Raw genomic sequence first — 15,792 nt, forward strand, 5'->3', positions numbered from 1 at the left:
TGTTTTGGCCCATCCGCTAGCAGCTTCGGCTGATTCAGATCTTATTTTTTTGCTCGAAACTAAAGAACGACTATCATGCACGCTCTCTTTAAACTTCCTGTTTTGGCCCTAGGCCTTTGCCTCTTGGCTTTGCAGCAACCCCTTAGCGCCCAAGATTATCAGGTGGCGCCAATCGGCTTTTATAACCTCGAAAATCTTTTTGATACCCTAGATACTCCCGATAAACGAGATGAGGAGTTTACGCCCACAGGCCGCAATAAATACAATACAGAGGTCTATCAATCCAAAATGAATAACCTCTCTAAGGTGATTAGCGAAATGGCTACCGATATTACCCCCGATGGAGTAGTTATTCTGGGCGTTTCCGAAATCGAAAACCGCAAGGTGCTCGAAGATTTGGTCCAACAACCCAAAATTAAAGACCGCAATTATAAAATTATCCATGAAGAGTCTCCCGATGCCCGCGGTATCGATGTGGCCCTGCTCTATAACCCTCGCTATTTCCGCGAACTTAGCCACAAAACCCTAGCCGTGAATTTTCCACGCAATGAGGGCGATGGCACTTACCACTCTCGCGATATCCTTTGGGTAGAAGGTGTTCTCGGCGGTACCGATACTATGCACATTTTTGTCAATCACTGGCCCTCTCGCCGTGGCGGAGAAAAACGCTCTTCTCCCCGCCGAGAACATGCCGCCAAACAATGTAAGGCCGTGATCGACTCGCTCATCAAGATTAACCCCAATACCAAAATCTTTATTACTGGCGACCTCAATGACGACCCCGTTAGCCCTTCTGTAAAAAATGTTTTGCAAGCCAAAGGCAAAAAGAAGGAGGTGCAAACTGGCGGACTCTTTAACCCCATGTGGAAAAAATACAAGAAAGGTAATGGTACCCTGGCCTGGAACGATAGCTGGAACCTCTTCGATCAAACGATCATTTCTTCGGCTTTCCTCAATAAAAAACAAGAGGGCTTTTTCTTCCAAAAGGCGGTGGTTTTCCGCAAAGGTTACCTTTTCCAAAAAGAGGGCAGATTCAAAAATGCCCCCAAAAGAACTTACTCTTTTGGCACTTTTATCGGCGGCTATAGCGATCACCTTCCCGTCTACAGCGTTTTCCTCCGCCGAGTACAACGATAAGCAATTAAACTTTTTCTCCACAAAAAGATCTAAGGCCCATGCTTTAGGTCTTTTTTCTTTTGGGGCTGCCCCTACGGCCCTTTGGGCCTTCGGGTCGGGCTGTCCGCAGCTCGCTGCTCGCTCGGCCCTGCAGGCTTTTTCGCTTCGCCACAAAAGCCTTTGGTCTGCCGCCTTCGGCGGCCCTGCTCTCATCCCTCAGCCGCGTCGCTGCGCTCCTTTTCAGGCCGCTGCGCGCCCTGCTAAATCCAAAAAAATAAGGCCCCATCAAAAATAATCGCCCCCCATTCTATTCGGCGGAGCAGCCTTCGCCCCACCAAATATTGTTTTTTGTTTGGCTTCTCTTAACAAAATTTATAAAGTTGTTTTTTAGGGCAATCCCCTTGAAAAAGGCTATTTTGGCCGCCGTAGAGCAGTTAAGCAAGGGAAATTATAACATTTCTCTAGGCTTCTCTTTTTATTCAAAAACGGACTACTGATAATTTTATCAATGATGCAGAATTTTAAAATGAGCAGCCTCTTTTTGCTGCTTTTTGGCCTCTTTTCTTTTAGCCTTATGGCCCAAAATGGCGGAATAAGGGGGACTCTTTTAGATGATGAAACGGGAATGCCTATCCCTTTTACCCCCGTCTACCTCAATAACGGAGAGTATAATGCCCTCTCTGGAGATGATGGCTTCTATACCATCGCTAATGTGCCTGCAGGCAGCTATCAACTCAAATGCCGTAGCCTCGGCTATGATAGTTTGGTAGTAGATGTAGAGGTTGTCGCCGGTAAGTTTATGACCGTAAACCTCAATATGGTCCCCTCAGCCGAACAGGTAGGTACGGTAACCGTAGATGCAGATAAGGAAAAAGCCCAAAATACAGTGCGGGTCTCTGTGGTCCAAGTTACCCCCAAAGATATTAAACGCCTGCCCTCTACAGGTGGCGAGGCCGATATCGCCCAATACCTACAAGTTATTCCAGGTATTGTCTTTACCGGCGACCAAGGCGGACAGTTCTATATCCGTGGTGGCGCCCCCGTCCAAAATAAAATTCTACTCGATGGCATGACCATCTCTAACGCTTTTCACTCTATCGGCTTTTTCTCGGTCTTCGAAACAGAACTGATCCGTAGCGCCGATGTCTATACCGGCGGCTTTAGCGCCAAATATGGCGGCCGCTCTTCCGCTATTGTCGATATCCGAACCCGAGATGGAAATAAAAAGCGCACAGCGGGAATGATTAGTATCAACCCTTTTGTCGCTAAAGCCCTAATTGAAGGCCCCATTATCCCCCTAGGCGATGATGGCGGAAGTAGCCTCTCTTATTTTGTGACAGCCAAGCATTCTTACCTCAATGAAAGCTCTAAGTTACTCTATAAGCCTATCCTCAGCCGTGAAGGAACTGCCGTTTCTGATAGCACACTCCCTTATAGCTTTACCGATTTTCACGCAAAGCTCTCTTTTAATGCCGCCAACGGTAGCCGACTAAATGCCTACGGCTTTAGCCATAATGATGTGGCCAATTTTGGCGATGTAGCTAAGTATAGCTGGAATTCTGCCGGCGGTGGAATCAATTTCCGTATCGTCCCCGGCGCAGCCAAAATTATTATGGATGGTACCCTGGCCTACTCACTCTATGGCTCTAACTTTGAAGAAGGCGACGGTAGCCGCGAACGCCGTAGCGATATCTCTAATTTTAACGCCAACTTTAATTTTACCTATTATATGGGCCTCTCTAGAGAGCTCAATTATGGCCTAGAGTTCAATAGTGTCGGTACCGATTTCGCCTTTGTGAACAATAACGGTATTCCCATCGGCCAAACTCAATCGAATACAGAGGTGGCCGGCTATCTCCGCTATCAAGGCCGCTTTGGCAATTTGGTGATCGAACCTAGTTTGCGCGCTCAATATTATGCCTCTTTGGGCGAGTTTAGAGCAGAACCCCGCCTGGGCCTTAAGTATAATATTACCGAAAATATCCGCATCAAAATGGCGGGCGGGATGTACTCCCAAAACTTAATCAGCTCTGTAGACGAACGAGATGTAGTTAACTTGTTTGTCGGCTTTTTGGGTGGCCCCGACCAACAGGTGTTCCGAATTACGGGCTACGATGAAGAAAGTCAATCGCCTGTTTATGAGGCCACCAATTCTAAACTGCAAACTTCTATTCATGCTATCGGCGGTCTAGAGTTTGACGCAGGCAAACATTTGGTCTTTAATGTAGAACCCTATATCAAATGGTTTCCCCAAATTATTGGCTTAAACCGCAACCGCACCGCCGATACCGACCAACTACAACCCACTTACATCGCCGAAGAAGGAAAAGCCTATGGCCTCGATCTCTCCGGAACTTATGAAAAAGATCAACTTTATCTCTATCTGGCCTACTCTCTAGGCCATGTCCGCCGAGATGATGGCCTGCAAGAGTTTCCCGCTCACTTCGACCGCCGCCATAACCTCAACTTTGTGGGCGCCTATAAGCTGAAGTTTAAGTCCCTACCCGAAGACCTTTCTGCAGAGGAACGCCGCAGACGTACCGAGTACCCCCTAGAGCTCTCGCTCCGCTGGAACCTCGGCTCAGGTTTCCCCTTTACGCAAACTCAAGGCTTTTTTACTAATTATAGCTTCCAAGACGGCATCAATAGCGATTATATTACCGCCAATAATAATCCCGATACCGAATTGGGCGTGCTCTACAGCGATGAACTCAACGGTGGCCGCCTGCCTTATTACCATCGCCTCGATTTCTCGGCCACTTATACCTTTGACCTCGGCCGCTATAGCAAGCTGCTCCTCAATGCCAGTGTGACCAATATGTACGATCGGGCCAATATTTTTTACTTTGATCGCGTCCGCTACCAAAGAGTAAATCAATTGCCTATCCTCCCCGCCCTAGGCGCTGTACTCAAGTTCTAAAAGGAACTATTATATATATAGAAAAGCCCGATTCTTTAGAGTTGGGCTTTTTTTATTGTTTTTTGGGGCCTGCCGCCTGCGGCGGCCGGGCCATTGCGCAGCTCGCAGTTCTGCTCGGCCCTGCGGCGCTTGCAGCGCCTTGGTCGGCCGCTTTGCGGCCCTGCTACATGTCCCTAGGCCTGCGGCGGCTTCGCCGCCTGTCCCCCGCAAAAAAATACCTTTTTTTAAAAAGGCGGCCACCAAAATACAAGCCGCTTACATCTAGTTAAATAGAGAAAGCGCTTAAAGGAGAAGAAGACGGCTCTGCCGCCTCTGGCCCAGAGAAAAAAAATACTTTTTTTTACAAGGCAAGCACCAAAATACAAGCCGCTTACATCTAGTCAAATAGAAAGTTCTTAAAGACGAATTGGGCGGCAATATATGCAGCCCCGCAAGGAAAAAAGCGAAATTAAAGGAAGTGCTTTAGTGATTTCCCCAAAAAAAAATTATTTTTGGCAGCAAATGCCCCAAAATGGCGGCCCAATAACTTCGGGCCAATCTATTCTTGTGGGCCAATCACAATTTTAATATCCTTTAATTAAGCTAGTTTCGCTTATGAACATTCCAGAAAATCTGAAGTACAGTAAGGACCACGAATGGGTTCGCCTAGAAGGGGAGTTCGCTTTTGTTGGTATTACTGATTTTGCCCAATCCGAACTCGGAGATATCGTTTATGTTGATATTTCTGAAGAAGGGGAGGACCTAGACGCTGATGAAATCTTTGGCTCTGTAGAAGCTGTGAAAACAGTTTCAGACCTAATGATGCCTATTAGCGGAGAGGTAGTAGAATTTAACGAAGGCCTAGAAGATAGCCCCGAGTTGGTTAACTCTGATCCCTACGGCGAAGGCTGGATGGTTAAAATCAAAGTTCGAGATGCTGCCGAAATGGACGATTTGATGGATGCCGCTGCTTATAAAGCAGCCATCAATGCTTAAGCGACTTTTTTCCTCAGCCTATTTTTTGGCCCTGATTGCCTTGGTCTTGCTCTCGCTTTGGCCCCTGCAATTGCCCGCTAGCCTAAATGGCTTGGGCTGGGATAAATTAGCTCATTTTCTTTTTTACTTTGGCCTACTGCTCTTGGGCAATAGCGTCTGGACCAAAAAAAGAAATAATCTCTATTTTAGCCTCGCTTTGGGCCTTCTCCTAGAGTGTTTGCAAGACCTTAGCCCTTACCGTCAATTTGACTATTGGGATCTGGCCGCAAATACAATGGGCGCCCTGATGGGCTACTATTTATTAAGGAAATATTCATTGTTTCAATAAACTATTTTTTTCACCCAAAACCACAGAATTATGCTGTTAGGATTCCTCTCTAACGACTTTCTGATGGCGAGCATTATGGTCTCTGGAAGCCAAATTGTAATTAGCCTCGTTGGGCTGATTGCGGTTTCTGCCGGAGCTATTTTTGGCTACAAATCCTATTTGGCTAAGCAGAGCGAAAAGCTCATGCAGGCCAAGGAAGGAAAGGAAGATGCCAATTACTCGGCCATTACTAGAAAGTACGAGGAGGTGAATGTGTTTAAGCACTCGCCCATGGTGTACCGGGCAGGTTTGGCATGTTCGCTCTTTGTGGTCTTCTTGGCGCTAAACTGGACTCAAACCGAATGGGAAGAGTTTGCTTTTGAGGAGGAAACGGTGATCGAATCAGAAGAAATTCTGATTGATGTGCCTAACACGCCACCACCTCCGCCTCCGCCACCACCGCCACCACCACCGCCACCTCCTCCCACGCAGGTACAAATTGATGATACCAAGCCGGAGCCTCCCCCTGAGCCACCTTCTCAGGATGATGAGCAACAGGATCAGGAAGGAGATAAAGATGGTAAGGAAGGAGGAACAGGTGCTCCACCTCCCCCTCCGCCCCCGCCACCTCCTCCCCCCCCTCCACCTCCCCCCAAAGCCCCCGAGGTTTTTGAGTTTGTGGAGCAGTTTCCTCGCTTCCCCGGTTGTGAGGATAAGGAAGGCTCTGATGCAGAAAAGAAGCAATGTGCTGATTTGAAGCTCCGTGCCTATTTGGCCAAAAAAGCAGGTTATCCCGCTATGGCCCGTGAAAATGGCATCGAAGGAACCGTTTACGTTCGTTACATCGTACTAGAAGATGGCCGTATCGCCAATGTTGAAGTCGTTCGCGACATGACTGGCGGTGGAGGACTAGCAGAAGCTGCCCTCCGTGCTGTGAAAAGTATGAATAGTATGAAGGAAAAATGGACCCCCGGTCGCCAAAGAGGTAATCCCGTACGTGTACGTATGGTAGTGCCCATCAAGTTCCAATTGAACTAAATCTTGGCTTAGGCCAAACGCTATAGAGCTACTCCCTTGGGAGTAGCTTTTTTTTTGGCCCAAAGCAAGGCATCTTGGCCCAAAACGACCGAAGGGAGTAAGGCGCGCAGCGCCTCGGCTGAGGGATGGAAAGCAGGGGCCCGAAGGGCCAGACCCAGCCGCCAAAGGCGGCGCAGGGCCGAGCAGACCTGCGAGCTGCGACACAGCCCGACCCGAGCCGATAATTCATGAGGGTTTCAACCCTCATTTTATATCGCTTCGCAAAGCGATACCGCTTTGCGCTGGGTTTCAACCCGGCGGAAGGGGCAGCCCCAAAAAAATAGCCTCCTAATAAAAATGAGGGCCAAAGCTTAAATAAAAAAGAAGATTGTGTATATTTTGGGTCTTGGAATCAAAAGTTTGTTTGCTTCCCACTAAACTGACATCAACAATCAATTTAAGCTGCTGCTTAGTTGCCTCATAATTAGGCAGTAAGGAGGCAGAAGATAGAAAAACAACAAAATATATGTCTACTGTAGAAAAACGATGGCTGAAAAATTACCCCCAAGGCGTTCCTCATGAAATCGATTTTGGAGGATACACCAGCTTAGTAGATTTGGTTAATGAGAACCTGAAAAAATATGCAAACCGTCCCGCTTTTAGAAGTTTTGTGGGCAGTTCAGAAAAGGCCCTTAGCTTTGCGGAGGTAGATCAGTTATCGAAGCAGTTTGCGGCCTATTTACAAAATGATATGGGCCTTAAACCTGGCGATCGCTTGGCGTTGATGATGCCCAACCTTCTACAGTATCCTATTGCTCTTTTTGCGGCTATGCGTGCGGGTTTGACCATTGTTAATACCAATCCGCTTTATACAGCCAGAGAAATTGAGCATCAATTTAATGATGCAGAGGTAACTGCGGTGATCATTGCCGAAAACTTTGCGGCCGAGCTCGAAAAAGTAATCGATAAGACCCAAGTGAAACGCAATAAGGTGATTGTTGTGAGCATTGGGGAGATGTTTGGCGGCTTTAAGGGCTGGCTGATCAATTTTGCGGTGCGCAATCTTAAGAAAATGGTCCCTAGCTATAATTTGGCTGGGCATATCAAATTTAAAAAGGCCCTCAATAAAGGGAATGCTAGCCAGCTCAAAATGGCTACTGGCGGCCAACTCGATGATGTAATTTGCCTACAATATACGGGCGGTACTACTGGGGTGGCCAAGGGGGCCGAACTGACCAATAAAAACCTATTGGCCAATGCTTTTCAGGTAGAAGGCTGGATCAAGAGCGCCAATATCAAAGAAGGACAGGAGCGTATCTTAACCCCGCTTCCGCTCTATCATATTTTCTCCTTTACGGTAAATTTACTTTGTTTGGGGACTTCTTTTGGTGCCTGCAATGTTTTGGTGGTCAATCCTAGAGATTTACCCGCGGTGGTGGACATCATGAAAAAGACGCAGCCGTCTATTATGACTGGCGTAAATACCTTATTTAATGCCCTTTTGAATCATGCAGAATTTGCGCAGCTCGATTTTTCTAAGCTACAGATTGTTATTGGGGGAGCCATGGCTATCCAGAAACCCGTGGCTGAAAAATGGAAAAAAGTAACGGGTTCTACCTTGACAGAAGGTTACGGCATGACCGAAGCCTCTCCGGTGGTTTCTGTCAATCCGCTCTATGATGAGGGCCGTATTGGCACCATTGGTTTGCCTATTCCCTCTACCGAAATTCGCATTTGCGATGAAGAAAATAACCCCTTACCTTTGGGCGAGGCTGGAGAAATTCAAGTTCGGGGGCCTCAGGTGATGAAGGGCTACCTCAACCGCCCAGAAGCTACGGCCAAAACCATTATTGACGGTTGGTTGCGCACTGGAGATGTGGGCATTATGGATGAAGATGGCTTTGTAAAAATTGTGGACCGCATTAAGGACATGATTTTGGTTTCGGGCTTTAATGTTTATCCCAACGAAATTGAGGAGGTCCTTGCTGCTCATCCCAAAGTTTTGGAGGTGGCCGCAGTTGGCGTTCCCGATCCCAAATCTACGGAGGCCGTTAAGGTCTTTGTGGTTAAAAAAGATCCTTCTTTGACCGAAGAGGAGCTACGGGCTTTCTCTAAAGAAAACTTTACGGGCTACAAAAAGCCTAAGCATTATGAATTTAGAGAGGAGTTGCCCAAGACCAATGTGGGTAAAATCCTTCGCCGGGCCCTAAGAGATGAGGCCAAACAGGCATAAGAATTTATTTAGGACGAAAAGGGGCTTCGGCCCCTTTTTTTTGGAGAAAAAAAAGCAGTATGCTCCGATTTATGCTCATTCGGCTTCTCAAATGGAGCCTTTTCTTACTCTTGATTGGCCGAGCTTGGCAGCACTTTTTTTGGTCGGCACCCTATGAATATATTTTACCCGCCAGCTGGGGCCCCGATGGGGTCGACCGCTTTACGCATTTGATGGGCTGGTTTTATATTTTGGGCGCAGCCGCCACGGTCTTTAGCGATAGCCGAAACAAGGGCCGCATTTTTATTTGGCAGGGGGGCGCACTGATGGTCTTGGCTTGGCTTTACCAAATTGAAGCCGGCGCCTATTGGCCCAGTTTTTTTGTGCACAGTTTGCAGTTTTCTTTGCCTTTTAGCTACTATTTATTGCTCTTTAGCAAAAAACCGGTGCAGAAAATTGTCTGGCGAATGAAAATGGCCCTTAGCCTCAGTCTCTTGGCCTACGCCTTTTATGCCCTAGATATTCATGCGCCCAATCAAATCAATTGGCAGGAGGCCCTACAAGATAGTTTTGGCCTAAGCTATGGCCGCAGCCGCCTGATTTTACAAATTATGGGCGGAGTAGAGCTGGCCCTGATTCCCCTACTTTGGTTTAAACCTAGCCAAAAAGCGGCTTTTTGGGGCATTTTTGCCTGGGGAATATTTATCATGATCAGTAGCATTGGCCTACTATTTTGGGAGCTGCCTTACTGGAAATCCATGCTCCGCTCTACCTGGGAGCTCCTCTGCCTAACGCCCAACCTAGCCTTTTCTTACGTCCTTTGGCGCTATGTCGTTTTCCGCCAAAAGTATGAAGATTTTTAACTGAATTTAGCCTAGCTTTTTGCTGGGCTATTTTTTTGGGGCAGCCCCTTCGGCCTGCGGCCTCGGGTCGCTATGTTGCGGGGCTCGCTGCTCGCTCGGCCCTGCGTCGCTTCGCTCCTCGGTCTGGCCTTCGGCCACCCACTCCACAGCGCTCAGCCGCTCCACCTCATTTTTTGCTCAGAACAAACAGCTTCGGCCCTAAAACAAAAAAAGCAAGCAGCTTCCCCAAGCTACTTGCTAAATATTAATCCCCATGATTTACCCCAAACTTAATTGGATAAGACAAGGTATTTCCTTCTTGTCTATGACAAAGATAGGGCAGGGGGCATTATCTTTTTTGCTGATAAGACCTAATGCCTAAAAATAGGTAGTCTAGCCTATCGATCTAGGTATTATGCATAAACTCAAGAAGGTCACCATCTTGGACCAGATATTCTTTACCTTCTTGGCGCATAGCGCCTACTTCTTGGGCGCCTTTCCAGCCGCCTAGCTCTACAAATTTTTCATAGGCTACGGTACGGGCCTTAATAAATCCTCTTTCAATATCAGAGTGAATAACACCAGCTGCCTGAGGCGCTTTGGTTCCTCTGCGAATGGTCCAGGCACGGACTTCTTTCTCGCCAGCCGTAAAATAAGTAATCAGCTCGAGTAGGTTGTAGCAAGCCCGAATCACACGGTTTACGCCAGGTTCTTCTAGGCCCATATCGGCCAAAAATTCTTTGCGCTCTTCTTCTTCTTCTAGCTCGGCAATATCGGCCTCAATAGCAGCAGAAACGAGAATCACTTCTGCGTTTTCTTTGGCTACGGCTGCCTTGAACTTTTCGGTATGCTCATTTCCTGTAAGTACAGAAGCCTCATCCACATTACAGATGTAAATAATGGGCTTGGCCGTAAGCAATTGCAATTCTTTAAAGAATTTTTCGTCATCTTCGCTGTCTAGCTCATCAAAAGAACGAGCAGGCTGCTCTTGCTCCAAATGCGCAATGAGTTCTTCTACAATTTTGAGTTGGCGCAAAACGGTACGGTCTAGGGCTTTGGCTAGTTTTTGCAGACGTTGTTTGCGTTTTTCCAAGGTTTCCATATCCTTGAAAATCAATTCCAAATCAATGGTTTCTTTATCGCGAACGGGATCTACTCCACCGTCAACATGTGTTACGTTTCCATCGTCAAAGCAACGGACCACATGCATAATCGCATTGACTTCACGGATGTTAGCCAAAAACTGGTTGCCCAGGCCTTCGCCTTTACTCGCACCACGAATGAGGCCCGCAATATCTACAATCTCTACGGTAGTAGGAACTGTTTTTTGGGGTTGAACAATTTCCTCTAGCTTGTCCAAACGATAATCCGGAACAGTAACCACCCCAACGTTGGGGTCTTTGGTGGCAAAAGGATAGTTGGCCGCTAGTGCGCCAGCCTGAGTAAGTGCGTTGAAGAGTGTCGATTTTCCCACATTGGGCAAACCTACAATACCACATTGAAGAGCCATATATAGCGTATAGTTTTGAGGGCCTCAAAAAGAAAGGGGCCGAAGCCCCTTGTATTCATTTGCCGCAAAAATAGCGAACTTATAGAAAAAAGGGCAGAATTCCCTCTTGTTTTTTAGACATGTTTATAAACGATGCAGTTAGCGTGCATCCCACCACCTACTGAAGAGAGAATAATATGGTCTCCCGCCTCAATTTGGTGGCCGTCCAATTTTCCTTTTAGGATATGGTCCAATAACATAGGGACCGTGGCCGCCGAACTATTTCCCCATTTGCCTACGGTCAAGGGAAAAACGGTTTCGGGCATTTGGCGGTCGTGCATGCTGTATAACTTTTTACACAACTGACGAATCATTTTTTCATTGGCCTGATGAATCAAAATCTGCTTGAGGTCGGCAATATCTACATTCGCCTTTTTTAAACAGGCATCCATAGTGGCCGGCACCTTTTCCATCGCATATTTATAAACAGAGCGGCCATTCATTTTTACAAACAGACGGTCCTCATCTACTTCTTCATTATAAGAAGCTCCCATCCGAAGAAAATCGGCTCCCTGCACGCTATCGGTTACCGTTTTATGGCAGAGAATTCCCGCAGGCTCTTCCGATTCAAAACGCTCCAAAATAACCGCTCCGGCACCATCGCCAAAAAGCATAGAGTCCAAATCATGCGGGTCCAATACTCTAGACATCACATCAGAGCCAATCACCATCACCCGCTTGGCATCGCCCGAACGCAAATAATAATCCGCCTGAATTACGCCCTGTACCCAACTTGGGCAACCAAACAAAATATCATAAGCTACACAGTCCGAATTGACAATCCCCAATTTTTGCTTGACCTTAGCCGCAACATTGGGGAGCATATCAGTATAATGCGTCTTCGAGTTGACATCACCAAAATTATGGGCCACAATAATATGGTCCAAACTTTCGCCATCTATTCCAGAGCTCTCCAAAGCATTTTTGGCCGCCAAATAAGCTAAATCAGAGGTGTTGATATGCTCTTGGGCATACAAACGCTCGGTAATGCCAGAAATTTCAGCCAATTTGGCTACAATTTTCGCTGGCTCCTTTAGATTCTTCTCGCCATTGGCCTTATAAAATTGATAGTCGGTAAAATCTTGATTGGGGACCACGACTTGAGGCTCATAAGAACCTGTTCCCACAATCTTACTATAGTATGCACACATATTAAAAGCAGCTAATTATTGGTATTTAGGATATTGTTGGCCGAGTTTGCCCTCCGCCTAGGCACAAAGGTAATATTTTTAAAACGATTTCTCTTTTAGTGAGATACTTGTTGGCCCTATCTGCCCCTAGTCTGGACCTTAATATAATTTTTTTTCTATTATTTCTTTTGGGGCCCGCGGCCAGTTCGGCCTTCGGCCTCAGTTGGCCGCCGCTATGCTGCGCCGCTCGCAGGTCTGCTCGGCCCTGCGTTTTTTTCGCTACGCTCAAAAAACTGGGTCTGGCCTTCGGCCACGGCTGCGCAGCGCTGGGCCTGCACAACCTTAGTTTTTTCTCTGGTCTTTTTTCTTCGGCCCAAAAATTCCCCTTTCAATTAGCGGCTTTCAATTAGCAGCTGGGCCAAAAACTGCGGTGGTCTGTAGGTTGAAACCTACAGCCAGGCAACAAAAAGGGATTTCATTTTAAATGGAGGTTTAAAAACCTCCATAAAAAAACAGGGATGACAATTTCTTTTGGGAAAAATCAGTGGACCAAAAATCATCATGTTCAAAGCGGCAGAGGATTTTAATCCTCTCCGCACTATAGATGTAGAATGGAGTTGTTGTATGGCTGTGGGTTTCAACCCACAGATTCAAAACAACAACCGCCCAAGCACAACCGCCAAAAAAATCCCCTCGAATGAGGGGATGACAATTTTTTTCTTAGCCTAGGGCCTTGTCCCTAGGATTCCTATGAAATTTATGGGGGAGATAAAATTCCCCTTTCAATTAGCAGCTTTCAAATAGCAAGCGGCAGAAAAATCAAACTAATTTTTCTGCCGCTTTTTTGTCTAAAAAATTATTAGTCAGTCTATTGACATTAGTGTTTTTTAGTCTTAACTTTAAGAACAACAAAAAATATAGCCCCATGATAAATCTCCAGCAAAAATTTCAGGATTATAAACTGAGCAAAAAAATGCTCAAGGAATTTTACGGCATTTCTTATCCGACCTTGCGCAAACGCCTAAGAGATGCGGGTTTGGACGAATTTATTGGCCGCAGAAAATTTATGTTTGGGGAGTTTCTCCTCATTTTTCGGGCATTGGGCCAACCCGAACAAATTTTTACGGAGCTGCAAGAGCTAGCGCAAATTTATGAGCAACTCATTAACTTGGGTTTGTTGCAGGGGCAATCGCAAAAAGATTTGCCGCAAAAAGGGCAAAAAAAGGAGGAAAATCTTCCTTCTTCGCCAAAATTATGGCTTTTGCAAGCTCCTTTGACTTTGCTCCACCGCTTTATTGCTCTTTATTATCAAGTTTTGCTAAAAGGCTGGGATCTATTGTATGGTCCAACAAAAAAATATGCTGCTCAAGAAGCTGCATAATAAAACAAGAAGCAAAACTGCCGAAGAAAAAAGCCCAAAGAAAAAAATTAGATGAGCGGATGAGCGATGCGCAGCAGTGGCCGAAGGCCAGACCAAAGCGGCGAAGCCGCTGCAGGGCCGAGCAGACCTGCGAGCTGCGAAGCGTAGCGACCCGAGCCGAAGGCGAGGGGCAGCCCCAAAAGCTTATAAAAAGCACTAAAAAAAGCGAAAGAGGATTTTATCACTCTGTTCGCTCATTTTTTTCTAGACTTAGCGTCCCAAATATTGTCTGCGCATTTCCCAAAGTAAAACGCCCATGCTCACCGAAACATTTAACGAATGTTTGCTGCCAAATTGCGGAATTTCAATGGCGCCATCTACCAAAGGCAAGAGTTCGGCATCCACGCCTTTAACTTCATTGCCAAAAATGAGGGCAATGCCTTCTTGGGCGCTCCAAACAAACTGTTCTAAAGAATGGCTGCCAAAAGTTTGCTCCACGGCATACACTTTATAGCCTTTTGCTTTGGCCGCAGCTATAGCCGCTTTATTTTCTTCAAAATATTGCCAATCTACAGCTCTATCGGCGCCCAAAGCCGACTTCATAATTTCTCTTTGGGGCGGTTGGGCCGAAATTCCCGTCAAAAAAATGCCTTCAATGCCAAAAGCATCGGCGGTGCGAAAAGCAGCGCCCACATTTAGGGCCGAGCGCAAATTATCTAAAATGAGGAGCAAAGGCATTTTGGGTTGTTGCTTATACTCTTCAATGCTAGGCCGCTGTAGCTCTAGCATGCTCTTTTTTTTCAGTTCCATAATTTTGCAGACAAAAAAGCCTCCTCTACTTGATAGAGGAGGCTAAAGTTTATTGATTTCGCTTATTTAAAGGCGTTCAAACCCGTAACATCCATACCCGTAATGAGCAAGTGAATATCGTGCGTACCTTCGTAAGTCAATACCGTTTCTAGGTTCATCATGTGGCGCATGCAGGGATACTCGTTGGTAATTCCCATTCCACCATGAATTTGGCGAGCTTCGCGAGCGATGTCTAGTGCCATGGCCACATTATTACGCTTGGCCATAGAAACTTGAGCGGGAGTAGCTTTGCCGGCATCCATCAAGCCACCCAAACGCCAAAGCAAAAGTTGCGCTTTGGTAATTTCGGTAATCATTTCGGCCAATTTTTTCTGAGTCAATTGGAAACCAGCGATGGGTTTACCAAACTGCTCGCGCTCCAAAGAGTAGCGCAAAGCCGACTCATAACAATCCATAGCGGCACCCAAAGCACCCCAAGCAATGCCGTAGCGGGCTTTAGTGAGGCAAGACAAAGGACCTTTCAAGCCTTTTACATTGGGCAAAAGATTGGCTTTGGGGATGCGCGCATCTTCAAAAACCAATTCGCCAGTGATAGAAGCGCGAAGAGAAAGTTTTCCGTGAATTTCGGGTGCAGAAACGCCGGGGGTGTCCATATCGACAATCAAACCACGGATAACGCCTTCTTCATCCTTGGCCCAAACCACGGCCACATCAGCGATAGGCGAGTTGGTGATCCACATTTTTGCGCCATTGAGGATATAATGATCGCCATCTTCTTTGATGTTGGTAATCATGCCGGCGGGATTCGATCCATGATCGGGCTCGGTCAAGCCAAAGCAGCCGATAAATTCGCCAGCGGCCAATTTGGGCAAGTATTTCATGCGCTGTTCTTCGCTACCGAAGCGATAGATGGGGTACATGACCAAAGAACCTTGCACAGAAGCGGCAGAGCGAATGCCTGAGTCGCCACGCTCCAATTCTTGCATCATGAGGCCGTAAGTGGTTTCATCGGTACCTGCGCAGCCGTATTTTTCGGGCAAAGAGGGGCCAAAAGCGCCCAATTCTGCCAAACCTTTGATCAGGTGGCGGGGATAGATGGCTCGTTCGTAGCAATCCTCAATAATGGGAGAAATTTCGCCACGGACAAATTCGCGGACGGCATCGCGAGCAATTTTCTGCTCATCCGTTAGCAAATCGTCAATCATATAATAATCTTGGCCCTTAAAGCGGTCTTGTTTGGCCGAACGTTTAATGCTGTCTAGCAATTCTTGGTTTTGCATAATTGTACTATTATTTAGCTGTTAGCTTATCTTAATTTTATTTTTTTGGGGCTGCCCCTTCCGCTAGGTTAAAACCCAGCGCAAAGCGGTATCGCTTTGCGAAGCTATACAAAATGAGGGTTAAAACCCTCATGAATTATCGGTCGGGTCGCTCCCCTTAGGGCTCGCAGGTCTGCTCGGCCCTGCAGTTTTTTCGCTGCGCTCAAAAACTTGGGTCTGGCCTTCGGCCACCCTGCCGGGCAGCTCAGCCTGCGGCGGCTTCGCCGCCTGTCCT

At 46.8% G+C, this 15,792-nt stretch carries 13 protein-coding genes; 9 read left to right on the forward strand and 4 right to left on the reverse strand.

What is annotated here, in order from left to right:
* Window positions 1-75: 75 nt before the first annotated feature.
* The 7 genes from SGRA_RS13420 (at window position 76) to SGRA_RS13465 (ending at window position 9,410) form a co-directional block, all read left to right on the forward strand.
* Window positions 76-1,137 (forward strand): endonuclease/exonuclease/phosphatase family protein, encoded by a 1,062-nt coding sequence (locus SGRA_RS13420; protein WP_015693281.1) that lies wholly within the window; start codon window positions 76-78, stop codon window positions 1,135-1,137.
* A gap of 487 nt (window positions 1,138-1,624) precedes the next feature.
* Complete coding sequence (locus SGRA_RS13430) at window positions 1,625-4,036, forward strand: TonB-dependent receptor (RefSeq protein ID WP_015693284.1); 2,412 nt, start codon at window positions 1,625-1,627, stop codon at window positions 4,034-4,036.
* A 594-nt stretch (window positions 4,037-4,630) separates the two neighbouring features.
* Complete coding sequence (gene gcvH / locus SGRA_RS13440; RefSeq protein ID WP_015693287.1) at window positions 4,631-5,011, forward strand: glycine cleavage system protein GcvH; 381 nt, start codon at window positions 4,631-4,633, stop codon at window positions 5,009-5,011.
* Window positions 5,004-5,339, forward strand: a complete 336-nt coding sequence (locus SGRA_RS13445) for a VanZ family protein (protein ID WP_015693288.1) — start codon at window positions 5,004-5,006, stop codon at window positions 5,337-5,339. The genes gcvH and SGRA_RS13445 overlap by 8 nt, the downstream gene beginning before the upstream one ends.
* Window positions 5,340-5,369: 30 nt before the next feature.
* On the forward strand, window positions 5,370-6,356 hold the full coding sequence (locus tag SGRA_RS13450) for an energy transducer TonB (protein WP_015693289.1): 987 nt from the start codon (window positions 5,370-5,372) through the stop codon (window positions 6,354-6,356).
* A gap of 505 nt (window positions 6,357-6,861) precedes the next feature.
* Entirely contained in the window at window positions 6,862-8,568 is a 1,707-nt protein-coding gene (locus SGRA_RS13460) for an AMP-binding protein (RefSeq protein WP_015693290.1), read from the forward strand.
* Window positions 8,569-8,627: 59 nt separating this feature from the next.
* Window positions 8,628-9,410 carry a hypothetical protein gene (locus SGRA_RS13465; protein ID WP_015693291.1) on the forward strand — a complete coding sequence of 261 codons (783 nt, stop codon included), beginning with the start codon at window positions 8,628-8,630 and terminating at the stop codon, window positions 9,408-9,410.
* Between the two features lie 385 nt (window positions 9,411-9,795).
* Here the strand turns inward: SGRA_RS13465 and ychF are convergent, their stop codons facing one another.
* Window positions 9,796-10,899: a redox-regulated ATPase YchF gene (ychF, locus tag SGRA_RS13470; RefSeq protein WP_015693293.1), complete on the reverse strand. Its 1,104-nt coding sequence runs from the start codon at window positions 10,897-10,899 to the stop codon at window positions 9,796-9,798.
* A gap of 113 nt (window positions 10,900-11,012) precedes the next feature.
* Entirely contained in the window at window positions 11,013-12,089 is a 1,077-nt protein-coding gene (locus SGRA_RS13475; protein WP_015693294.1) for a 3-oxoacyl-ACP synthase III family protein, read from the reverse strand.
* A gap of 540 nt (window positions 12,090-12,629) precedes the next feature.
* Here SGRA_RS13475 and SGRA_RS23840 point away from each other — a divergent pair.
* Together SGRA_RS23840 and SGRA_RS13485 are read left to right on the forward strand one after the other, a co-directional pair.
* Window positions 12,630-12,797, forward strand: a complete 168-nt coding sequence (locus SGRA_RS23840) for a hypothetical protein (RefSeq protein ID WP_015693297.1) — start codon at window positions 12,630-12,632, stop codon at window positions 12,795-12,797.
* A 196-nt stretch (window positions 12,798-12,993) separates the two neighbouring features.
* Complete coding sequence (locus tag SGRA_RS13485) at window positions 12,994-13,449, forward strand: hypothetical protein (RefSeq protein ID WP_015693298.1); 456 nt, start codon at window positions 12,994-12,996, stop codon at window positions 13,447-13,449.
* A gap of 249 nt (window positions 13,450-13,698) precedes the next feature.
* Here the strand turns inward: SGRA_RS13485 and SGRA_RS13490 are convergent, their stop codons facing one another.
* Window positions 13,699-14,238 (reverse strand): TrmH family RNA methyltransferase, encoded by a 540-nt coding sequence (locus SGRA_RS13490; protein ID WP_015693299.1) that lies wholly within the window; start codon window positions 14,236-14,238, stop codon window positions 13,699-13,701.
* A 62-nt stretch (window positions 14,239-14,300) separates the two neighbouring features.
* On the reverse strand, window positions 14,301-15,518 hold the full coding sequence (locus SGRA_RS13495; RefSeq protein WP_015693300.1) for an acyl-CoA dehydrogenase family protein: 1,218 nt from the start codon (window positions 15,516-15,518) through the stop codon (window positions 14,301-14,303).
* Window positions 15,519-15,792 lie beyond the last annotated feature (274 nt).

Origin of the sequence: Saprospira grandis str. Lewin, assembly GCF_000250635.1 — a bacterium.
In the GTDB taxonomy this organism is placed as follows: Bacteria; Bacteroidota; Bacteroidia; order Chitinophagales; family Saprospiraceae; genus Saprospira; species Saprospira grandis.